The organism is Anaeromassilibacillus sp. SJQ-5 (assembly GCF_054108045.1).
The window spans coordinates 2,085,504-2,107,179 of record NZ_JBPJWQ010000001.1; the positions used below are offsets into that span (position 1 = coordinate 2,085,504).

The following is a 21,676-nucleotide window of genomic DNA, read 5'->3' on the forward strand; positions in this document are numbered from 1 at the left end:
ATGAGTCTCCGCCCGGACGGCGGCGGCCCATCGGCTCCCCGCGTTTATTCCAGGCGCAAAAACAACCCGCCCAGTTCCTCCAGCAAATCGGAAGGCAGCATCGCGTGCTGCGAAATCCGATGCGCCGCCGCGTCCCCGGCCAGTCCGTGCAGATACACGCCGCACATGGCCGCGCGATAGGGCTCCATCCCCTGCGCGATAAAGGAAGCGATCATGCCCGCCAGAACATCGCCGCTGCCGCCGGTGGCCATGCCCGGATTGCCGGTGGTATTCACCAGTAGGGTCTGCCCGGGTGCGGCGACAACGGTTTTACTGCCCTTGAGGACGAGAATCACCTGCTGCTCCTCCGCGAAGCGGCGGGCTGTCTCCAGCCGGTTATCCTGCACCTGTTCGATGGAACAGCCGAGCAGGCGGGCCATTTCCCCGGGATGGGGCGTGAGGACCAGCGGAACCTGGGTCGTTTTCCTTATATCTATATGCTGGGCGACGCAATTTATACCATCCGCGTCCAACACCACTGGACAGGAGGCGTGACGCAGAACGTCCTCCACCACCGCCGGCACCTGGCCGCCGCAGCCCAGGCCGCAGCCAACCAGGACGGCGGTGCAGCGGGCCAGCCGCTCCCGCAGCTTCTCCCGCGCCGCCATGGCCAGAAGGCCGTCGCCGGTTTCAGGCAAGGGCAAAAACAGCGCTTCCGGCACGCTGCCGGCGGCCAGAGGATACACCGAGGCGGGCATGGCCGCCGTCACGAGACCGGCGCCGCAGCGCAGAGCGGCCCGTGCGGCCAGGATGGCGGCGCCCGCCATACCATAGCTGCCGCAGACCGACAGCAGGTGGCCATAGGTGCCCTTGTGGCTGTCCGCCGGACGGGGCTGGAAGCAATGGGCCACCATATCCCAATCGATAATCGACTGATCGGAGGTGAACTGATCGATGAGCCGCTCGTCGATGCCGATGCCCACCACCTCCACCGCGCCGCAGACGGCGGAGGATTTGGCGGACAGCAGGCCCGGCTTCATGGCGGTGAAGGTAATGGTGCGGTCGGCGGCCAGAGTATCGGGATCGCACAGGCCGGTATCGCAGTCCATGCCGCTGGGCACGTCAATGGCGATGGTGATCGCCTCGGCGGCGTTGACCTGGCGGAACAGGGGGCGCATATAATCGGGCAAATCTCCGTGAAAGCCGATACCGTATACTGCGTCTACCACCAGCTGCGCTTCCCGCACAGCGCTGGCTGCCATATATGGCTCGGTCTCCAGATTGAGAACGGAAACGCCAAGGCCTTCCATGCGGCTGTACATCTCCCGGGCCTGGGCGGACTTTGGCTGACCGCACAGCAGTACGGCGGTCACCGCGAAGCTTTCCTCCGCCAGCTTACGGGCCACGACAAAGCCGTCGCCGCCGTTGTTGCCGCTGCCGCAGAGAACGACGGCGGTGCGGCCCGTCAGGCCGTCCAAGGTGCGGATCCGCCGGGCGGCGGCGCTTCCCGCGTTTTCCATCAGCCGGCGGTAATCCAGGCCTTCCTCCACCGCCGCCGCTTCCAGCAGACGCATGCCTCTGGCTGTCAGCACTTTCATGGTGTTCATCCTTTCCGAATTTTTAAGAATGTAAGCGCAGGAGACAAGAAATGCGGGCCACCATTCATGGCCCGCATGCGGTTTTTCCAGAGGTCCCGCACAAGGCACATCGAGCGCAGGAACTAGAATGTCGTGCAACATGTTCCATGTTGCACGACATCCGGATCACATCGATTTCCTTTTCATCTCCAGCTCCACCAGCTTGGTCAGGCCGGATTTCAGCGCGTTCAGCACCCGCTCCTCGGGAGAAAACACCACCAGGGTGTGGCCGTTCTTCTTGCTGTGATAGGTGAAGCACCAGGTCGCCGCCTCCATGGACGGCGCCGCCATCACCGTCCGATCAAAGTGACGGTTGGCATATTCCGCCGCGTTGTAGGGCACTAGGCTTTCGATTTTCGAGCCGCTCACGGACACGATGCGCTTGCGCTTGCGCTGGGCGATAATCTGATCAATATCAATGTCGCCGTTGGTGACGCTGTACTCATACTCCACATTCTGGCTGGTGATCAGCCACCAGGCCCCGTAGCCGATGCCGACCACCAGCACCATCAGCGGCGGAAACAGCAAAAACAGGGCCGCCGTCAGAACCAGGGCCGCCAGAATCACCAGAAAGATGATGCCATATTCCTTACCGCCCTTTTTCTTGGCGACAATTTGCTCCACAAAAGTATCCATCGGTTCTTCCACTCCTTATTCTTATGGTGTCATTATAGCATACCCTTCCCGGACAATGCAAGGAACTGGGCGGAAAAACCCATGAATTTTACATGAACAAGCCTCGGCTTTTCAGCAGGCTGCACAGACGGCCGCTGAAAACTTTGGTGGTTATGAAAGGGTGGCATTTTGTTTTGCTTTTTCACGCGCATTTTAAAAAAATCCACTATTTTTTTAATAATTCTTGATAGAACCTATTCAATGTGTTACAATAATAAAAACGGCCATTTTATATTCCGGCCGTTTCAAGGAGGAGCTTATGGAAAACCGTGTGCAAAGCATCGTGTCCCGGGAAAACAAGTCTGTTAAAATCGGTGTGATCCCCGGCCATTTCGCCACCAACCACTCGCATGTCAATTATTACATCGACATGACCGCCATCAAGAGCCAGCATAAGATGGCGGAGAGCGGTGCGGCCGTCCTGGCGGAGCACTATCGCACGGTCACGCCGGTGGACACCATCATCTGCCTGGAGGGCACCGAGATGCTGGGGGCCTTTCTGGCGCGGGAGCTGTCCCAGTCCGGCCCGTCCATGAGCGCGGGACGGGACATCTGCGTCATCACACCGGAACTGAACGCCAACAATCAGATGATTTTCCGGGACAACACCCAGAAGATGATTTGGAATCAGAATATTCTGCTGCTGATCTCCTCCGCCTCCACCGGCAAGACCATCAACCGGTCGCTGGAGTGCTTACAGTATTACAGCGGACGTCTGGTGGGTATCGCCGCCATATTCAGCGCCATCCAGGAATCCCACGGCCTGCCGGTGCACGCGATATTCGGGGAGAAAGACATTCCAGGATACCAGACCTCCATCTCCCACGAGTGTCCCCAATGTGGGGCCAAGCAGAAAATCGACGCCATCGTCAACAGCTTCGGATACTCGAAGGTATAGAAAAACCGGCATGCAGCGCGCTGCATGCCGGTTTTTTTATTTACCGATGTCTTTGCGGTAGTGGGCGTTTTCGAACTCGATGTGCTGCACGGCCTCATAGGCCTTGTCCAGGGCGGCGGCAACGGTATCCGCTACGGCAGTCACGCCCAGCACCCGGCCGCCGTTGGTATAAAAGCGGCCGTCCTTCCACGCGGTGCCGGCATGGTAGACCGCGTAGGCCTCTTGCAGCTGCCCGTTCTGGTCGAGGCCGGCGATGGGCAGGCCCTTGCGGTAAGCGGCAGGGTACCCGCCGGAGGCCATGACCACGCAGGCGCAGGCCTCTTCCTTCCAGCGGATGTCCAGCTCCGCCAGTCGTTCCTCCCGGATGGCGTCCACAATATCCAACAAATCGGTTTGCAGCCGAGGCAACACCACCTGGGTTTCCGGGTCGCCGAAGCGGCAGTTGTATTCGATCACCTTCGGACCCTTGGGGGTGAGCATCAGGCCGAAGAACAAGCAGCCCTTGAAGGGGCGGCCTTCCTTGGCCATAGCGTCCACGGTGGGCTGGAAAATATGCTCCATGCAGAAGGCGGCGTCTTCGTCCGTGTAATAGGGGTTGGGGCTGATGGTGCCCATGCCGCCGGTATTCGGGCCCATATCACCGTCAAAGGCCCGCTTGTGATCCTTGGAGGAAACCATGGGCTTGACGGTTTTGCCGTCGGTAAAGGCCAGCACCGAGACTTCCGGGCCGGTGAGGAATTCCTCCACCACCACCCGGCTGCCCGACGCGCCGAACACCCGATCCTCCATGATCTCCTTGACGGCCTGTTTGGCTTCCTCATACCCGTCGCAGAGGATAACGCCTTTTCCCAGGGCCAGGCCGTCGGCCTTGACCACCGCTGGATAGCTGTCCTGCAGACGAATATAATTGAGCGCGTCCGCCGGCTTGTCGAACACCTCGTAGCCGGCGGTGGGGATGCCGTATTTTTTCATAAGGTCTTTGGAGAAGACCTTGCTGCCTTCGAGAATGGCAGCGTTGGCGCGGGGGCCGAAGGCGGAGATACCCGCTTCCTCCAGCGCGTCCACCATGCCGGCCACCAGCGGATCGTCCGGCGCCACAAAGACCAGATCCACCATCAGACGGGTCGCCAGCTCCACCACGCCGGCCACGTCGGTGGCGGGCACGTCGAAGCATTGGGCGTCCCGGGCGATGCCGCCGTTGCCGGGGGTGCAGTAGAGCTTCCCGCAGCGGGGGCTTTCCTTCAGCTTGCGTATGATGGCGTGTTCACGGCCGCCGCCGCCCACCACCAGAATATCCTTTTTTTCCACAGGCCGCCCGCCTTTCCTCAATGATGGAACAGCCGCAGGCCGGTGAAGGCCATGGCGATGCCGTATTTATTGCAGGTTTCGATCACGTGATCGTCCCGGATGGATCCGCCCGGCTCGGCGATAAAGCTGACGCCGGACTTATGCGCCCGCTCGATGTTGTCCCCGAAGGGGAAGAAGGCGTCGGAGCCCAGGGACACGCCGGTGAGGGTGTCCAGCCAGACCCGTCGTTCCTCGCGGGTCAAGGGTTCCGGCCGGGCGGTGAAGAACTGCTGCCACGCGCCGTCGGCCAGCACGTCCTCATATTCGTCGGAGATATATACATCGATGGTGTTGTCCCGATCCGGGCGGCGGATATCGCTCCGGAAGGGCAGGGCCAGCACCTTGGGATGCTGCCGCAGATACCAGACGTCCGCCTTGTTGCCCGCCAGACGGGTGCAGTGGATCCGGCTCTGCTGCCCCGCGCCGACGCCGATGACCTGGCCGTCCTTGGCGTAGCAGATGGAATTGGACTGGGTATACTTCAGCGCGATCAGGGCAATGAGCAGATCCCGCTTGGCAGACTCGGGCAGATCGGTGTTGTCGGTCACGAGGTTGCGCAGCATGTCCTCGTCGATTTTCACTTCGTTGCGTCCCTGCTCGAAGGTGATGCCGAACACGTCTTTATGCTCGATGGGCGCTGGGGTGTAGGCCGGATCGATCTTCACCACGTTGTAGGAGCCCTTGCGCTTGGTTTTCAGAATTTCGAGAGCCTCCGGGGTGTAATCGGGGGCGATGATGCCGTCGGACACTTCCCGGGCGAGGAGGGCGGCCGTCTGCTTGTCACAGGTGTCGGACAAGGCCACCCAGTCGCCATAGGAGCTCATCCGGTCGGCGCCGCGGGCGCGGGCATAGGCGCAGGCCATATCTGACAGCTCCAGATCGTCCACGAAGTAGATCTTTTTGAGGGTATCGGACAGCGGCAGGGCCACCGCCGCGCCGGCGGGGCTGACATGCTTGAAGGAAGCGGCCGCCGGCAGGCCGGTCGCCTCTTTCAGCTCCTTGACCAGCTGCCAGCTATTGAAGGCGTCCAAAAAATTGATGAAGCCGGGGCGGCCGTTCAGCACCTCGATGGGCAGCTCGCGGCCATCCTGCATAAAAATGCGGGAGGGCTTCTGGTTGGGGTTGCAGCCGTATTTCAGCGGCAGTTCGTTCATGATACTTCACATTCCTTTCGCAGCGCAATTCCCGTTCATTGTCCCTGGTGTTTGTTAAAAAGCAGGCTCGTTACCGCACCGGTTTCCAAATCGATGGACCGGGTGAAGAGGGAGACCTTATTGTCCGCGTTCAGGTTGTCCCATACCGTCCAGGAAAAGGTCTCCAGATCCCCTTCGATGGTCACGGGAACCGGCTCTCCCTCGAAAGAGGGCAGGGGGTTCCCGTCCTGCTGGTAGGTGTGGATGAAATGGCCTTCGCCGGGGCGGGGCGCGTCATAATCAAAGAAATACCTCCGGGTGGATGCGGGATCGCCGTCGGCGGATTTGAGAATGGACAGGCGGTAGCGGTCGGCCTTCGGCTCCACCACGCCGGAAATGCGGGGGGTAAAATTGGGGGCGTCCGGCTCGAAGGTGCGGGAGCGCAGCGCCTCTTCGAAGGTTTTCCCTGCTTCGAGCGCGTCATAAATCGTGTCGGTCTGATCGCCGTTGGTGACGATGGTGACATCGCCGCAGACCCGCACCGGCGCGTAGATGATGAGGGACGGATCCACCATTTTGCTTTCGTCGAAAGCTTTGGTGCGGATGCCGCGGCCGTCGATTTCAAAAATACGGTTGCGGGAGTTCTCGCTCCGGCCCATGATGAAGTAGGCGATATAGAAGCAGCGGGCGTCCGCGCTTTTGCCCAGGACGATGCCGCGGCCCGGATAGGTGGTGGCGCTCAGTTCTTTGGACAGCGATTGTATCTGCATAGCATTCTCTCCCTTACTCTTGAAAAAGCGGCCCCATCCTCCATAGAAAACGGGGCCGGGTTTTATTCGTCAACGACGGCGATGTTGCCTTCCACGCGGATTTTCCCTTCGCAGAACAGGGAAACCGCCTGGGGCAGCAGTTCCCATTCCGCCTGCCGCATGACGCGCAGCTGCAGGGTTTCCGGAGTATCGGCGGGCTGCACGGCCACCGCTTTTTGCAGGACGATGGCCCCTCCGTCGGGGATTTCGTTGACGAGATGCACCGTCGCGCCGGTCACCTTGACCCCGTAAGCCAGCGCCGCCTCATGCACCTTGAGGCCATAAAAGCCCTTGCCGCAGAAGGCCGGAATCAGAGACGGGTGGACATTAAGAATCCGGTTGCGGTACCGGGCGATCACCTTCTCCCCCAAAATGGAGAGGAAGCCCGCGAGCACCACCAGCTCCGCCCCGCAAGCCTCCAGCTCGGCCAAAAGGGCCTCGTCAAAGGCTTCGGGGGTGGCGTAAGCCTTCCGGCTGACCACCGCCGTGGGCACCCGCTTCGCGGCCGCCCGCTCCAGCGCATAGGCGTCCGGCCGCGAGGCGATGACCTTGACGATCCGGCCGTTCCGGATCGCTCCCGCCTCCTGTGCGTCCAGCAGGGCCTGCAGGTTGGTGCCGCCGCCGGACACCAGAACGGCAATATGTACCATGATAAAATCCGCCTTTCCCCGTTTAGCCGACCAGCTCGACCCCGGCGCCGCCGGAGCGGACCTCGCCCAGCATCATGGCCTTTTCGCCGTGGGCGTTCAGGAGGCGCACCGCCTCATCCGCCTGCTCCGGCGCCACGGCCAGCACCAGGCCGGTGCCCATGTTGAAGGTGTTGAACATATCCCGCTCGGGAATGCCGCCCACCTTCTGCAGCAGCTGGAACACCGGCAGCACCGGGACGTTCCTTTTCTCGATGACCGCCGTCAGCCCTTCGGGCAGCATCCGGGGGATGTTCTCATAATAGCCGCCGCCGGTGATATGGGAAATGCCGTGCACTTTCACCTGCTTCATCAGGGCCAGCAGGGGCTTGACGTAGATTTTGGTCGGGGTGAGCAGGGTTTCCCCCAGGGTGGCGCCCAGCTCGTCGTAATGGACGGCCAGCGTTTTTTCGTTCACGTCGAAGACCTTACGCACCAAGGAAAAGCCGTTGGAATGCACGCCGCTGGAGGCCACGCCGATGAGAGCGTCCCCCGCCCGCACATTCTTGGAATCGACGATGCTGTCATAATCGGCCATGCCGACGCTGAAGCCCGCCAAATCGTATTCATCCTCCGGATAGAAGCCGGGCATTTCGGCGGTTTCGCCGCCGATGAGGGCGCAGCCGGACTGCACGCAGCCCTCCGCCACGCCGGAGACGATAGCGGCGATTTTCTCCGGGAAATTCTTGCCGCAGGCAATATAATCCAGGAAAAACAGGGGCTGCGCGCCCGAGCAGGCCACGTCGTTGACGCACATGGCCACGCAGTCGATGCCCACGGTATCGTGCTTGTCCATCAGGAAGGCCAGCTTCAGCTTGGTGCCCACGCCGTCGGTGCCGGAAACCAGCACCGGGCGCTTCATGCCGCTGAAATCCGGCTCAAACAGGCCGCCGAAGCCGCCGATGCCGGACAGCACGCCGGGCACGGCGGTGCGGGCCACATGGGCCTTCATCAGTTCCACGGCCTTATACCCGGCGGTGACGTCCACTCCGGCGGCCGCATAGCTCTCGCTTACGCTGTTATTCATCGTTTGAGTTCCAGCCTTTCTTTGAACCTTTCGGGCTTATTCACGGCCCGTCCAACAATATGTGCAAACCTGCTCCGGGTCGATGCCGATAGAAGCCAGCATCCCCTCCAGGGTTTGATACCGCAGGGAGGTGACCCGCAGATTCTTGCAAATGCCGTCCACCATGCGGGCGTACCGCTCGGTGTGGGAGTCAATATACTCCTCCAGATGGCGGAAGCCCTCCTCCCCCTCCAGCTCTTGGATCACCGTGTGGGTGATGAGATCCCGGTCGGAGGTGGAACGGGAAAAATTGAGGTATTTGCAGCCGAACATGATGGGGGGGCAGGCGGGCCGGATATGCACCTCTTTGGCGCCGCTGTCATAGAGAAAATCCACCGTTTCCCGCATCTGAGTACCCCGCACCACCGAGTCGTCGATGAACAGCAGCCGCTTGTCCCGGATGAGGGCGTCCACGGGGATGAGCTTCATGTGGGCTACCTGGTTGCGCACCGACTGATTCTGCGGCATGAAGCTGCGGGGCCATGTGGGGGTGTATTTGATAAAGGGGCGGGCGAAGGGAATCCCCGATTCGTTGGCGTAGCCGACGGCGTGGGCGGTGCCGGAATCGGGCACCCCGGCCACGAAGTCCGCCTCGGTGTCCTTGTCGTTCTGGGCCAGGATCCGGCCGCAGTTATACCGCATCTGCTCCACGCTGACCCCCTCGTAGGAGGAGGGGGGATAGCCGAAATACGTCCACAGGAACGCGCAGATTTTCATCTTCTTCCCGGGAGCCTGCAGCACCTCGTACCCGTCCGCCGTGACGCGGACGATTTCCCCCGGGCCGAGGCTGTGCTCGTCCTTATACCCCAGGTTGAGGTAGGCGAAGGACTCAAAGGACACGCACATAGCGCCGTCCTTTTTACCGAGAATCAGCGGGGTGCGGCCCATCCGGTCCCGGGCGGCGTACAGGCCGTCCTTGGTCAGGAGCAGCAAAGTCATAGAGCCGTCGATCAGCTCCTGCGCGTGGCGGATCCCCTCGGTTATCGAGTCCTTCTGATTGATGAGGCAGGCTGTCAGCTCGGTGGCGTTGACCTTGCCGCCGCTCATTTCCAGGAAGTGGGAGCTGCCGTTGGCAAAGGCCTGTCCCACCAGCTCCTCCAGGTTGTTAATCCGCCCCACGGTTGTGATGGCGTAGTTGCCCAGATGCGACCGGACAATGAGGGGCTGGGGATCGGTGTCGCTGATACAGCCGATACCCAGCGGCCCGGACATGTCGTCCACGTCCCGCTCGAACTTGGTGCGGAAGGGTGCATTCTCAATGTTGTGAATAGCCCGCTCAAAGCCCTTGTCCGCGCTGTAAACGGCCATGCCGCCCCGGCGGGTGCCCAGATGCGAGTGATAATCCACCCCAAAGAATAAATCGGTGATACAATTGTCATGCGAGGCTACGCCGAATACGCCGCCCATATAGTTCCTCCTTGGTACAAAGCCTGTATTTCCTGCGATTATTCACCCATCATGCGGCGCATGATCTCCTGATAGGCTTCCACTTCCCCGCCCAGGTTGCGGCGGAACCGATCCTTGTCCAGCTTCTCATGGGTGTGCACATCCCAGAAGCGGCAGGTATCGGGAGAAATTTCGTCGGCCAGCACGATGGTGCCGTCGGCCAGCTTACCGAACTCCAGCTTGAAGTCCACCAGCTCGATGTCCAGCGTCAGGAAGAAGGCCTTGAGCACTTCGTTGACCTTGAACGCGTATTTGGCGATGCAATCCATTTCCTCTCTCGTGGCGATGCCAAGGGCCAGCGCGTGATACTCGTTGATCAGCGGATCGCCCAGCGCGTCGTCCTTATAGCTGAACTCGAGAGACGGGGTTTTCAGCACCGTGCCTTCCTCCACGCCGAAGCGCTTGGAGAAGGAACCGGCGGCGATGTTGCGGATGATGACCTCCAGGGGAACGATGGACACCTTTTTGACCACGGTTTCCCGCTCGGACAGCTCCTTGACAAAATGGGTGGGTACGCCTTCCTTTTCCAGCTTCTGCATCAGGAAATTGGTCACCCGGTTGTTGATAACGCCCTTGCCCATGATGGTGCCCTTTTTCTCGCCGTTGAAAGCCGTGGCATCGTCCTTGTAATCGACGATCACCAGTTCCGGATCCTCGGTGGCGAATACCTTTTTGGCTTTGCCCTCGTACAGTTGTTCCAGCTTGTTCATATACTCGTCTCCTATCGTATAAGCATTACGCCTGATTTAGCTTGTCCGCCAGGGCCTTATCCTTGGCGAGAACCCCTTCAGCCATGGTTTTCTTCATGGCGATCAGCCGGTTTTTCAGCGTCTCGTCGCTGAGCGCCAGCATCTGCACGGCCAGCAGGGCGGCGTTTTCCGCGCCGTCGATGGCCACCGTTGCCACCGGGATGCCGGAGGGCATCTGCACCGTGGAAAGCAGGGCGTCCAGCCCGTCCAGGGTGGAGGATTTTACCGGAATGCCGATGACCGGCAGCACCGTGTGGGCCGCCAGCACGCCCGCCAGATGGGCCGCCTTGCCCGCCGCCGCGATGATGACGCCGAAGCCCTTGTCCGCCGCCGAAGCTGAAAACGCCGCCGCGGCTTCGGGCGTGCGGTGCGCCGACATGACATGAACCTCCACGGGCACGCCGAAGTCCCCCAGCTTATCGATGGCTTTGCCGACCACCGGCAGATCGCTGTCGCTGCCCATGATAACCGCCACTTTTTTCATAGTACAAACCACCTACCCTTTCCCGCCGGGAGCTTGTCCCGGCAATAAAAACAGGCTGGGACGCCGAACGCGCCACAGCCTGCACTTGTCAAATTTTGCCCGCACCGGTATTGTGAACACGGCATTTCCTGCGCAGAATGCTCCCGTAACCGGACATTCCACAGCCGGACATTCCATAGTCCTGCATATTCACAACCTCCCTGCGTTTTCCACCCCATAACAGACAGGGTTCGCTGCTACTATTGTATTGCAATTTCCGGTCGAATTCAAGCGCAAAATCCCGCCCGGTGGAAATTTGTAGGGATACCATGGGAAGATCGGCGGGCCAAAGGGGTTTTTGTTTATTTTGCGGGTGAGTCCTGATAGCTGAAATAGGCCATGAAATCAATCGTCGACGAATACGAAAAGATCATTGGGTGTGCATTCCAGCACCTGACAAAGTATTTCAATATTTTCATACCGAATCGACTTGGTTTCGTTTCGAATCATCCTGCTGAAATTCTGATAGCTCATGTTCAGCTGCCTATACAGCCAATATTTCGTACGGCCTTGCTTTTCCAGAAGGGGCAGAACATTTAACTCTACCATTACGCATTCCCCTATTATCTAATTTATACATTAGATAATAGGTTAGTATGTCCCTTTACATATAGACTATTACATTATATAATGTAATAGTCTATATGTAAGGAGGTGGATGGAATGACAACCTGCTGCTTTACCGGCCATCGACGAATTCCGCCGGAGGCCGTCGCGCCGCTGCGGGAACGGCTGGAAGCGGAAATCGAGAGCCTTATCCGCCAGGGGGTGCGGTATTTCGGCGCGGGCGGCGCCTTGGGCTTCGACACCCTGGCGGCGGAAGCGGTGCTGGACTTAAAGGCGGTGTACCCGTTCATCCGCCTGATCCTCGTGCTGCCCTGCCGGGATCAGACGCGGGGCTGGGCGGAGGAGGACGTGAAGCGGTATCAGGCGATCCTGAAACGGGCGGACAAGGTGGTGTATACCGCTGAACGCTACACCAGCGGCTGCATGTACAAGCGTAACCGCCATCTGGCAGAGCACAGCGACTGCTGCCTGTGCTACCTGACGGAAAACAGCGGCGGCACTTTTTACACGGTGGACCTTTGCCGGCGGCGGGGCATTCCCGTGCGCAACCTGGCGGAACCGGCCCCGAAATAGAGCAAGCGGCGGGAGAAAAAATCTCCCGCCGCTTGTTTGCTTTATTCTTTACCGATTAATACATGCCGTCCATGCCGCCGGGCGCAGCCGGAGCCGCCGGGGCGGGCTCTTTCTTGTCGGCCACCAGGGATTCGGTGGTCAGCACCATGGCCGCGACGGAAGCCGCGTTCTGCAGAGCAGACCGGGTGACCTTGGTGGGGTCGACAATACCGGCCGTGAACATATCCACATACTCTTCCTTGGCAAAGTCAAAGCCATAGTTGACCTTGCCGGCGGAACGGATCTTGTCGATGATGACGCTGCCCTCCAGGCCGGCGTTCAGAGCGATCTGGCGCACCGGCTCCTCCAGAGCCTTGAGCACAATCTGGATGCCGGTCTTCTCGTCGCCCTCGGCGGCGGCCAGCATGGGATCCAGCACAGCGGAGGCGGTAATGAGCGCCACGCCGCCGCCGGCGACCAGGCCCTCTTCCACGGCCGCCTTGGTGGCGGACAGGGCGTCCTCGATGCGCAGTTTCTTTTCCTTCATTTCGATCTCGGTCGCAGCGCCGACTTTGATGACCGCCACGCCGCCGGCCAGCTTGGCCAGCCGCTCCTGCAGCTTCTCCCGATCGAAATCGGAGGTGGTGTTTTCAATCTGGACGCGGATCTGGCTCACGCGGCTCTTGATAGCCGCGGGATCGCCGGCGCCGTCCACAATGATGGTGTTTTCTTTCTGCACCTTAATCTGGCGGGCACGGCCCAGCTGATCCATGGTGGTTTCCTTCAGATCCAGGCCCAGCTCGTCGGAGATGACCTGGCCGCCGGTGAGGATGGCGATATCCTGCAGCATTTCCTTGCGGCGATCGCCGAAGCCAGGGGCTTTGACGGCCACGCAGGTGAAGGTACCGCGCAGTTTGTTGACAATCAGGGTGGACAGGGCCTCGCCCTCCACGTCCTCGGCAATGATCACCAGCTTTTTGCCGGCCTGCAGGATCTGCTCGAGCAGGGGCAGGATGTCCTGAATGTTGGAGATTTTCTTATCGGTGATCAGGAGGTAGGCATCGTCGATGATGGCCTCCATCTTATCGGTGTCGGTGACCATGTAGGGGGTGATGTAGCCCCGGTCGAACTGCATGCCTTCCACCACTTCGGTGTAGGTGTCGGCAGTCTTGGACTCTTCCACGGTGATGACGCCGTCGGCGGAGACCTTCTCCATGGCCTCGGCGATCAGCTTGCCGATGACCTCGTCGCCGGCCGAGATGGTGGCAGCGCTGGCGATATCCTCGGAACCGCTGACTTTCTTGGAGTTGGAGACGACCGCTTCCACGACCGCGTCGACAGCCTTCTGAATGCCCCGCTTGACGCCCATGGGGTTGGCGCCGGCGGCCACGTTCTTCATGCCTTCACGAATGAGGGCCTGCGCCAGGAGGGTGGCGGTGGTGGTACCGTCGCCGGCCACGTCGTTGGTCTTGGTGGAGACTTCCTTGACCAGCTGGGCACCCATGTTCTCAAACGCGTCGTCCAGCTCGATCTCCTTGGCGATGGTCACGCCGTCATTGGTGATGAGGGGGGCGCCGAATTTTTTGTCGAGCACCACGTTGCGGCCCCGCGGGCCCAGGGTGATTTTTACGGTATTGGCCAGCTGGTCCACGCCGGACTGCAGAGCCTTGCGGGCGTCCTCGCCAAACAGAATCTGTTTTGCCATGATTGGTTCCTCCTGTTATTTCGTATAGTATAAAAATCTTACCGGAAAGGATTTCTTATTCCACAACGGCCAGGATATCGCTCTGCCGCACGATGGTGTATTCCGTGCCGTCGAGCTTGACCTCGGTGCCGGAATACTTGCTGGTCAGAACCTTATCGCCCACCTTGATATACATGGTGATCTCTTTGCCGTCGACGTTGCCGCCGGGGCCGACGGCCACCACTTCGGCCATCTGGGGTTTCTCTTTGGCGGAACCGGCGAGGATGATGCCGCTCTTAGTGGTTTCCTCAGCCTCTACCATTTTGATGACAACACGGTCAGCAAGCGGTTTAATAGACATAAGAATAATCCTCCTTGAAGAGTATTGATAATTTTAGCACTCCGTTTCCTCGAGTGCTAAATCTATTGTAATCGGATTTTCAGAAAAATCAAGAGGGTTCACTGGAAATTTTTCAAACTTCACAATTTTTTTACAAACTGGCGGAAACAGCGGGAGCCCGGCCGGGCAGGCGCACGCCTTCCGGCAGCACGAAGGAGAGCGCGCCGGGCAGCGCCTGGAAATGAATATCCGGCGCGCTGAAGCATTCGCCGTCGATGTTGCAGACGACCGGCGAGAGGGAGCTGACCCGCATCCGCGTGCCCCGGAAGGCTTCGCAGCAGGCCATATCCATGTGGCGGCCCGCCTTGTAGCGGGAGAGGAAACCGGGAATTTTCAGCCGCGGCATGACCTTTACCAGCACAAAGTCCAGCAGGCCGTCGTCCACCAGCGCGCCGGGAGCGCCGCAGTAACCGCCGCCGTAAAACCGGGCGCAGGCGGCCAGGGCGAAGAAATAGCGGCCGCGGCGCTCCACCGGCCCGTCGGGGGTATCCATGACGACGTGCAGATCCACGCCGATCCGGTGGCAGAACACGTCCGCGATGGCGAGGTTATAGGACATGGGACCGGAAACCAGCGGCAAATTCTTATACCGCACCATCTTCTGTGCCACGGCGGCGTCCATCCCCATGGACGCGCTGTTCATAGAAACCCGGTCGCCGCAGTCCACCGCGTCCACCGGGACGGCCCGGCCATGCACCTGGGCGGGAATGTCCAGAAAAGCCGCGGTTCCCCCGTAGGACCGGACATAGTCGTTGGCGGATCCGCAGGGAACGGCCGCGATTTGAGCGCGGGGGCAGCCGGCGGCACCGGTGGCTGTTTCGGTCAGGGTGCCGTCTCCGCCGCAGGCGTACAAGCGCACCGGCCCCTCCCCGGCGCACTCCTCCCGGGCGATGGCGGTGGCATCCCCCGCGCCCCGGGTCACCCGGATGGCGTAGGCGCCCTCCTCCGCCCCGGCAAACGCCGCGTGAATGCGAGGGAGCAGCTCCAGCGCCCCCCGTTTTTTCCCCGCCGCGGGATTGACGATAAACACATGCCGCATGGTTTCTCGCTCCTCTCTCCTCCGGTTACTTGAAGTACATATACAGCTGGCATTTGAGCATGCCGTTATACAGCTTGCGCCGCTTATCCGCTTGGCGGCCGAACAGGGTCTCGAAATTCTCATGGGGACTGATAATCCCATAGCTCCAGCCGGGCTTGGGGCGGAACACCCGGCCCATGACCCGGTAAAGCTCCTCCGCCGCCTTCACATCCAGCAGCCGCTCGCCATAGGGCGGGTTGCAGAGCACCACGCCGGTGTCCCCTTCCGGCTGGAACTGCCGCAGATCCGCCCGCTTGGCCGTCACGCAGCCGGCCACGCCGGCCTTGGCCGCGTTCTCCTCGGTCAGCCGCAGGCACGCCTCGTCGATGTCTCCGCCATGGGCCTGGAAAACGGCGTCCGGCCGTTCCCGCTCCCGGGCGCGCTGCCGTTCCTCCTTCCAGATGGATCCGGGCACGCTGCCCCAATCCATGGCGGCGAACCGGCGGCGGACGCCGGGGGCGATCCCCTTGGCGGCCAGCGCCGCCTCGATGAGCATGGTGCCGGAGCCGCAGCAGGGATCGCAGACCTGGGCGGCCCGGCGCACCCGCATCACATCCCCGATGGCCGCGGCCAGGGTTTCCTTGATGGGGGCGCCGCCCGCGTTGGCCCGATAGCCCCGCTTGTGCAGGCCCGCGCCGCTGGTGTCCAGCAGCAGAGTGGCCTCATCCTTCAGAATGGTGAACTGAATCTGACACACCGGCCCCGTTTCCTCAAACCAGCGCAGGCCATAGGTCTGCGACAGGCGATCCACCACCGCTTTCTTGATGATGGACTGACAGTCGGGAACGCTGTGCAGCGCGGAATTCAGCGCCCAGCCTTTCACCGGGAAAGCGTTTTTCTGGCCGATCCAGACTTCCCAGGGCAGGGCCTTGACCCCCTGGAACAGCTCCTCAAAGGAACGGGCGGGGAAGCTGCCGAGATGGATTTGAATCCGTTCGGCATAGCGGGAGCCGATATTGGCCCGGGCCAGCAGCTCCATATCGCCGGCGAACAGCACCCGGCCGTTTTCCGGCCGGACATTTTCCGCCCCCATCCGCCGCAGCTCGTCGCCCAAAATCCCCTCGATGCCGAACAGGCAAGGGGCGCAAAATTCCACGTTAGCCATGTTTTTCTGTCCTTTCCGTCACCCGGCCGCTCCGGGCAAACCAATGGGGGCGGGCAAGCCTGCCCGCCCCCATTGAAAGATATTGAGGTTATTCGTCCGCGTCCGGCTCAAGCAGGCCGTAGTTCCCGTCGTTGCGGCGGTACACCACGTTGACCTCGTTGGTCGCCATGTTGCGGAACATATAAAACTGATGCCCAATCATATTCATCTGCAAAATCGCCTCTTCCACATCCAGAGGCTTGACCGGAAACGTCTTGGATTTGACCACCTGGAAATCGGATTCTTCCTCCACCGGCTCGCTGAACAGCGGATCCGGAGCGAAAGCGCCCTCGCGCAGCCGCTTCTCCAGCCGGGTTTTGTTCCGCCGGATCTGCCGCAGCAGCACGTCCACCAGCTTATCCACCGCTTCGTTGGGATCCTCGGCGGCCTCTTCGGCGCGGAATAGCAGCCCATTGCATCGAATCGTAATCTCCACCCGCTGCTTGTTCCGCTCGTTGGAAACGGTGACGTCGGCAGAGGCGGCGGAGTCAAAAAACTTGTCCATCTTGGACAGCTTGGTCTCCGTTCGTTCCACAAAAGCCGGCCGCAGGGTGCATTTCCTTCCAGTAGTCGTAATCTTCATACAATCAGCTCCTATCTTTACACGGCGGGAGAATCCCCCGCCGGCCCCCGATGAAGCAGACATTCCGTCTTCCTCACCAGAGGAATGGTATGCATATAGTATACCATATAAGAATGTAAAAATAAAGAGTATTTATGAACTTTATACGAACATCCTGTGTTTAGAGTATGGCGGAAGCGTGCCGGGTCACGTGGCAGCCCACGTTGACGGCCACCGGGAGACCGGCGATATGGGTGGGATAGGTCTCAATGGCGACCCCGAGGGCGGTGGTAACGCCGCCGAAGCCCTGCGGCCCGATGCCCAGCCGATTGACCGCCTCCAGCGCATCCTGCTCCATGCGGGCGTAGAAGGGATCGCCGCTCGGCTGATCTAGCGGGCGGCAGAGGGCCCGCTTGGCCAGCAGGGCGCAAAGCTCGAAGTCTCCTCCGATGCCCACCCCCAGCACCATGGGCGGGCAGGGATTGCTTCCCGCCTGCCGGACGGCGTCGACGATGCAGCCGATGACCTTTTCCCGATCCGCGGCGGGGGTCAGCATATATATCCGGCTCATATTCTCGCTGCCAAAGCCCTTGGGGGCCACCATCAGCTCCAGCGCGTCCCCCTCGGTCAGCGTGACATGCAGCACGGCCGGAGTATTGTTGCCGGTGTTCACCCGGCGAAGAGGATCGGCCACCACCGAGCAGCGCAGATACCCCTCGGTATAGCCCCGCGCCACGCCCCGGTTGACCGCGTCGGCCAAAAGGCCGCCGGTGATGTGCGCCTCCTGCCCCAGCCGGGCGAAAACCACCGCCATGCCGGTATCCTGGCAGACCGGCAGCTGGAGCTCTTCCGCCGCGTCCAGGTTATGGGCCAAATCCTTCATGATGTTTTTCGCCAGAGGCTGCGTCTCCCGCGCCCCGGCGCCGCGCACGGCGGCACATACATCCGCCGGCAGGTGCCGGTTGGCTTCGATACACAGGCGGCAGACCGTTTCCTCGATCTGCGCCGCTGAAATTTCCCGCATGGCTATCCGCCCTTTCCTTTTAAATCCGGTGACCGCCGACGAACACCGCCCGCGGCCGGGCGGCCACAGTCAGCGGATCGCCGGGGAACAGGACGAGATCCGCGTCCTTCCCCACCCGGATGGATCCCACCCGATCGTCGATGCCGCAGATTTGTGCCGGGCCGATGGTGATCGCCCGCAGCGCCTCCTCGTGGGGCAGCCCTTCCCGCACCGCCAGGCCGGCGCACACCCCCAGATATTGCAGGGGGATGACCGGGTGATCGGTGATGATGCCGATGGCGGCGCCCGCCCGGCGCACGATGCCCGGGTTGGCGGGGGTCAGCTGCCGCAGCTCCGGCTTGGAACGATCGCAGAGCAGGGGACCGCACAGCACCGGCACCCCGTCCTGGGCCAGCAGGTCGGCACAGAGGTGGGCCTCCGTGCCGTGAACGATCACATAGCGCAGGCCAAATTCCTTTGCCAGCCGCTGGGCGGTGAAGATATCGTCGGCCCGGTGCGCGTGGAAATGCACCGGCAGGCGGCCCTCGACCACGGGGAGAAGCGCCTCGCATTTGATGTCGTATTCCGGCTCGTCCACGTCCTCGTCCTCGGCGGCCCGCTTCTTATCCGCGCCGTACCGAGCCGCCTGGGCCAGCGCCTCCCGGATGATGGCGGCTGTGGCCATCCGGGTCACCGGAGCCTGGGATTTCCCATGGTAGACGGTCTTGGGGTTTTCCCCCAAGGCCATTTTCATGGCCACCGGCGCCTTGACCACCATGTCGTCCACCCGCCGCCCCCACGTCTTGAGCGCGCAGAGCTGGCCGCCGATGGGGTTGGCGCTGCCCGGGCCGGTCACCACGGTGGTCACGCCGGCTTCCCGCGCCTCCTCGAAGCAGCGATCCAGCGGATTAATCGCGTCCACCGCCCGCAGCTGGGGGGTGCAGGGATCGGTGTCCTCGTTGCCGTCGTCCCCCTCGAAGCCGAGGCCATCCTCCCACATACCCAAATGGGTATGGGCGTCCACAAAGCCCGGCAGCAGCCAGCCGCCCTTCGCGTCCAGCACCTCGCCGGCCGCATCGTCCGCCGGCGGCCACGCCCCTACGGCGGCAATCCTGCCATCCTGCACATCCAGATAGCCATCGGGGATCACCCCGGCCGCTTCCATGGTATATATCCGCGCATGTATGATTCTCATCGTGCCGAACCCGCCTTTCCCGGAGGGGATACCATTCCCCGACAAAAGATACAGGGAACCACGCCCAGCCGCCATGGCGGCCGCCGGACGCGATTCCCTGCTGAATGCTGTGTGTTTATCGGCCACGGCGGGAAAAGCCGCCGTGCTTACCGTCCAAGGAGCGCTTCAGGTCGGAGATTTTCTCGTCGCTCGCCTGCTTGAACTTGGACATCATGTCCTCAAAGCTGCCGGAATCGCCGCGGGAGGGCTGCCACTCGAAGCCGCCCGGACGGCCGGGCGAGACAGCGCGGGCAGGACGAGCGGTCGGCTCCACAGCCTTCTTCATCGACAGGCTGACTTTGCCGTCCTCGCTGATGCTCAGCACCTTGACCTTCACCATCTGATTTTCCGTGACATAATCGCGGATCTCCTTGACATAGGTAGGGGCCACCTCGGAGATGTGTACCATGCCGGTTTTGCCGCCCGGCAGCTCCACAAACGCACCAAACTTGGTGATTCCCGTGACTTTACCCTCTAAAATCGCTCCAACTTCCAGCTGCATAAACGCTTGTTTTCCCCCTATTTTTTCTATCAATCGCCTGGTATCTCCTGATATATCTGCTCACCGGGGCGGGCTTTCCCGTTTTCCCGGGCTTGCTGATCAAGTGCTTCGTCGGTATTCTGATTTTTATTTTCCAAATCCTCGTTTACCCGCCGCTGCCTTTCAATTTCGCTAGCCTTGGTGCTGAGTTCCTCGCGGCGGTCGCGGATTTCCAGCTGAAGCTGCACCAGCGTCACCACCACGTATACCGAAAAGGCCAACAGGGCAATCCGAAGAAAAATGCTTTTCTTTTTCTTTTTCGCGGATTTCATCTTTTCAGTTGTACTCCTCTATGTTAAAAAACCCGGCGGTTACAAATCTACCGCCGCTTTTGTATACACACTTCCGTAAAATGCTGGCGATTTTCGCCGGCTATTTCCGCTTCCGGTAATTATTCCTCTTCAGGTCTCTTTTTTTGATTATACACTAGATGTACAGCCCGTTTCAAGCCCTTTTTCAAAAAAAGGCAAACTTTTTCGAGCGCCGCGCCGCAAAGCTTTTGCAGGAATCCCAACGGGCGGCGCAGCAGACGGCCCAAAAGCCGGAACGGCGCGAAAACCAGGCGCCAAAACCAGTGCCAAACGGCCAGAACCGCCCGCACCGCTGTTTCAGCAAACGCCATGACCACCCGGCCGATGGTAAAATAATACGCGGTGAAGCCGATGCCGAGCCCCAGGAACAGATAGAACCTCAGCTCGCCGCCGGTCACGGTCAGGGCAAAGAAAAAGGTGAGTATCGCGGCCGAAACAAAAAAGAACAAATCCTGAAAAAAGATCACCCGTTTGGAGGAGCGCATCACCAAGCGCGCCACCCGGAACCCATCATAATACAGCCCGAGCAGGAAGCCCAGGCCGCAGGAAAGGAACAGCCCGGTAAGCTGTCCGCCGTTGGTCAGTCCCATCCCATCATCCCATTCTTTCGCAGGCGCACGCACCGCGCGCGTACCTCTCCGCTTTTTCTTCCGCCTTTACTTGAACAATCGGCCAAAGAAACCGCCGGAACGGGAGTGTACCTCCGTGTACACAAGGGACTGTATATGGCCTTCGAGCATCAGCTCGCCGCTTTCGAGATTCAGCCGGTTGATGTGGAGGTTTTCCCCTTTCACGGTCAGTTCCCCGAGATCGGTATACACCACCACGGTCAGCTCGTCGAAGCTGTCCACGTCGGACACGCCGGACACGGTCAGCGCCCGCCGATCCTCCAGAATCAGCTGATGCGGCATCTGCAGTATCTTCTTGTCTTCTGTCACGCTTACACCCCCTTGCACCTCCAGTTTATGAGGGAAGGGAGGAAAATATGTCCGAAATCCGCCGGCGGGCCGTTTATCCCTCCAGCACCCGGTAGAGCAGCGCCGCATCGTTTTTAGCGGCCACCTCCTGCACCGACACCACCTGCACCTTGACGCTTCGGGCACCCAGGCCGATTTCCAGCACGTCGCCCTCCTTCACATCATAGGAGGCGCGGGCGGGTTTGCCGTTGACCACAACCCGCCCCGCGTCGCAGGCCTCGTTGGCCACGGTGCGCCGCTTGATCAGGCGGGACACCTTCAAATATTTATCCAGTCTCATAAACCGTTCATCCTTTCGCGAACGGGGATTTTATCAGCGTCCCCATCCCATTTTCACTGGAAGAGAGAAAGCCGCTCCTTTCGGAGCGGCTTCCATCTTTAATACGTGCTTATTTCGCGACAGCGTCCTTGAAAGCCTTGCCGGCCTTGAAGACAGGCTGCTTGGAAGCAGGAATGGTGATGGTCTCCTTCGTGCGGGGATTGCGGCCGGTTCTCGCCTCGCGGGCGCGGACTTCAAAGGTACCGAAACCTACCAGCTGCACTTTGTCGCCGGAAGCAACGGCCTCTTCAACGGACTCCAGAAAAGCGGCTACAGCCTTTTCAGCATCTTTCTTGGACAGCTCGGCCTTTTCAGCAACGGCAGCGATGAGTTCAACCTTGTTCATACAATTGTAC

At 60.6% G+C, this 21,676-nt stretch carries 26 protein-coding genes; 2 read left to right on the forward strand and 24 right to left on the reverse strand.

Annotation, left to right across the window (positions count from 1 at the left end; genetic code table 11):
- Positions 1-44: 44 nt before the first annotated feature.
- Both ACSAMM_RS08855 and ACSAMM_RS08860 read right to left on the reverse strand, forming a co-directional pair.
- Entirely contained in the window at positions 45-1,577 is a 1,533-nt protein-coding gene (locus tag ACSAMM_RS08855) for an NAD(P)H-hydrate dehydratase (protein WP_457791097.1), read from the reverse strand.
- 165 nt (positions 1,578-1,742) lie between these two features.
- A complete protein-coding gene (locus ACSAMM_RS08860) occupies positions 1,743-2,252 on the reverse strand; it encodes a DUF6106 family protein (protein WP_457791098.1) in 510 nt (169 codons plus the stop codon).
- A 298-nt stretch (positions 2,253-2,550) separates the two neighbouring features.
- Here ACSAMM_RS08860 and ACSAMM_RS08865 point away from each other — a divergent pair, with 298 nt between their 5' ends.
- Positions 2,551-3,189 carry an orotate phosphoribosyltransferase gene (locus ACSAMM_RS08865; protein WP_457791099.1) on the forward strand — a complete coding sequence of 213 codons (639 nt, stop codon included), beginning with the start codon at positions 2,551-2,553 and terminating at the stop codon, positions 3,187-3,189.
- A 36-nt stretch (positions 3,190-3,225) separates the two neighbouring features.
- Here ACSAMM_RS08865 and purD read toward each other — a convergent pair whose 3' ends face one another.
- The 9 genes from purD to ACSAMM_RS08910 form a co-directional block, all read right to left on the reverse strand.
- Positions 3,226-4,497, reverse strand: a complete 1,272-nt coding sequence (gene purD / locus ACSAMM_RS08870; protein WP_457791100.1) for a phosphoribosylamine--glycine ligase — start codon at positions 4,495-4,497, stop codon at positions 3,226-3,228.
- 17 nt (positions 4,498-4,514) lie between these two features.
- Positions 4,515-5,690 (reverse strand): phosphoribosylaminoimidazolecarboxamide formyltransferase, encoded by a 1,176-nt coding sequence (locus ACSAMM_RS08875; protein WP_457791101.1) that lies wholly within the window; start codon positions 5,688-5,690, stop codon positions 4,515-4,517.
- Positions 5,691-5,725: 35 nt separating this feature from the next.
- Positions 5,726-6,439 carry an IMP cyclohydrolase gene (locus ACSAMM_RS08880; protein WP_457791102.1) on the reverse strand — a complete coding sequence of 238 codons (714 nt, stop codon included), beginning with the start codon at positions 6,437-6,439 and terminating at the stop codon, positions 5,726-5,728.
- Positions 6,440-6,501: 62 nt separating this feature from the next.
- Positions 6,502-7,128: a phosphoribosylglycinamide formyltransferase gene (gene purN / locus ACSAMM_RS08885; protein ID WP_457791103.1), complete on the reverse strand. Its 627-nt coding sequence runs from the start codon at positions 7,126-7,128 to the stop codon at positions 6,502-6,504.
- A 22-nt stretch (positions 7,129-7,150) separates the two neighbouring features.
- Positions 7,151-8,191: a phosphoribosylformylglycinamidine cyclo-ligase gene (gene purM, locus ACSAMM_RS08890; protein ID WP_457791104.1), complete on the reverse strand. Its 1,041-nt coding sequence runs from the start codon at positions 8,189-8,191 to the stop codon at positions 7,151-7,153.
- 36 nt (positions 8,192-8,227) lie between these two features.
- Positions 8,228-9,637, reverse strand: coding sequence for an amidophosphoribosyltransferase (locus tag ACSAMM_RS08895; protein ID WP_457791105.1), 1,410 nt, complete (start codon positions 9,635-9,637; stop codon positions 8,228-8,230).
- 38 nt (positions 9,638-9,675) lie between these two features.
- Positions 9,676-10,386: a phosphoribosylaminoimidazolesuccinocarboxamide synthase gene (gene purC / locus ACSAMM_RS08900; protein WP_457791106.1), complete on the reverse strand. Its 711-nt coding sequence runs from the start codon at positions 10,384-10,386 to the stop codon at positions 9,676-9,678.
- A gap of 25 nt (positions 10,387-10,411) precedes the next feature.
- Positions 10,412-10,909: a 5-(carboxyamino)imidazole ribonucleotide mutase gene (gene purE / locus ACSAMM_RS08905; protein WP_178722775.1), complete on the reverse strand. Its 498-nt coding sequence runs from the start codon at positions 10,907-10,909 to the stop codon at positions 10,412-10,414.
- 384 nt (positions 10,910-11,293) lie between these two features.
- Positions 11,294-11,497 carry a helix-turn-helix domain-containing protein gene (locus ACSAMM_RS08910; RefSeq protein WP_457791107.1) on the reverse strand — a complete coding sequence of 68 codons (204 nt, stop codon included), beginning with the start codon at positions 11,495-11,497 and terminating at the stop codon, positions 11,294-11,296.
- 114 nt (positions 11,498-11,611) lie between these two features.
- Here ACSAMM_RS08910 and ACSAMM_RS08915 point away from each other — a divergent pair, with 114 nt between their 5' ends.
- On the forward strand, positions 11,612-12,088 hold the full coding sequence (locus tag ACSAMM_RS08915) for an SLOG family protein (protein WP_457791108.1): 477 nt from the start codon (positions 11,612-11,614) through the stop codon (positions 12,086-12,088).
- Between the two features lie 55 nt (positions 12,089-12,143).
- Here ACSAMM_RS08915 and groL read toward each other — a convergent pair whose 3' ends face one another.
- The 13 genes from groL to ACSAMM_RS08980 form a co-directional block, all read right to left on the reverse strand.
- Complete coding sequence (gene groL / locus ACSAMM_RS08920) at positions 12,144-13,772, reverse strand: chaperonin GroEL (protein ID WP_457791109.1); 1,629 nt, start codon at positions 13,770-13,772, stop codon at positions 12,144-12,146.
- 55 nt (positions 13,773-13,827) lie between these two features.
- The gene (locus ACSAMM_RS08925; RefSeq protein WP_178721456.1) at positions 13,828-14,112 is read right to left on the reverse strand and encodes a co-chaperone GroES; all 285 of its coding nucleotides are present in this window, start codon (positions 14,110-14,112) and stop codon (positions 13,828-13,830) included.
- A 130-nt stretch (positions 14,113-14,242) separates the two neighbouring features.
- On the reverse strand, positions 14,243-15,190 hold the full coding sequence (locus ACSAMM_RS08930) for a diacylglycerol kinase family protein (RefSeq protein WP_178721454.1): 948 nt from the start codon (positions 15,188-15,190) through the stop codon (positions 14,243-14,245).
- A gap of 25 nt (positions 15,191-15,215) precedes the next feature.
- Entirely contained in the window at positions 15,216-16,334 is a 1,119-nt protein-coding gene (locus ACSAMM_RS08935) for a THUMP domain-containing protein (protein ID WP_178721452.1), read from the reverse strand.
- 88 nt (positions 16,335-16,422) lie between these two features.
- Positions 16,423-16,956, reverse strand: a complete 534-nt coding sequence (gene hpf / locus ACSAMM_RS08940; RefSeq protein ID WP_178721450.1) for a ribosome hibernation-promoting factor, HPF/YfiA family — start codon at positions 16,954-16,956, stop codon at positions 16,423-16,425.
- A 160-nt stretch (positions 16,957-17,116) separates the two neighbouring features.
- Positions 17,117-17,959, reverse strand: a complete 843-nt coding sequence (locus ACSAMM_RS08945) for a fumarate hydratase (RefSeq protein ID WP_457791110.1) — start codon at positions 17,957-17,959, stop codon at positions 17,117-17,119.
- Positions 17,960-17,978: 19 nt separating this feature from the next.
- A complete protein-coding gene (locus ACSAMM_RS08950; RefSeq protein WP_178721446.1) occupies positions 17,979-19,133 on the reverse strand; it encodes an amidohydrolase family protein in 1,155 nt (384 codons plus the stop codon).
- Between the two features lie 115 nt (positions 19,134-19,248).
- On the reverse strand, positions 19,249-19,674 hold the full coding sequence (locus ACSAMM_RS08955; RefSeq protein WP_178721444.1) for a S1 RNA-binding domain-containing protein: 426 nt from the start codon (positions 19,672-19,674) through the stop codon (positions 19,249-19,251).
- Between the two features lie 29 nt (positions 19,675-19,703).
- A complete protein-coding gene (locus ACSAMM_RS08960; protein ID WP_178721442.1) occupies positions 19,704-19,985 on the reverse strand; it encodes a septum formation initiator family protein in 282 nt (93 codons plus the stop codon).
- A gap of 119 nt (positions 19,986-20,104) precedes the next feature.
- Positions 20,105-20,647, reverse strand: a complete 543-nt coding sequence (gene yabQ / locus ACSAMM_RS08965) for a spore cortex biosynthesis protein YabQ (protein ID WP_457791111.1) — start codon at positions 20,645-20,647, stop codon at positions 20,105-20,107.
- 33 nt (positions 20,648-20,680) lie between these two features.
- Positions 20,681-20,962, reverse strand: a complete 282-nt coding sequence (yabP, locus tag ACSAMM_RS08970; protein ID WP_457791112.1) for a sporulation protein YabP — start codon at positions 20,960-20,962, stop codon at positions 20,681-20,683.
- A 73-nt stretch (positions 20,963-21,035) separates the two neighbouring features.
- Complete coding sequence (locus tag ACSAMM_RS08975; protein WP_178721438.1) at positions 21,036-21,281, reverse strand: S4 domain-containing protein; 246 nt, start codon at positions 21,279-21,281, stop codon at positions 21,036-21,038.
- A 109-nt stretch (positions 21,282-21,390) separates the two neighbouring features.
- Positions 21,391-21,666: an HU family DNA-binding protein gene (locus ACSAMM_RS08980; protein ID WP_178721436.1), complete on the reverse strand. Its 276-nt coding sequence runs from the start codon at positions 21,664-21,666 to the stop codon at positions 21,391-21,393.
- Positions 21,667-21,676 lie beyond the last annotated feature (10 nt).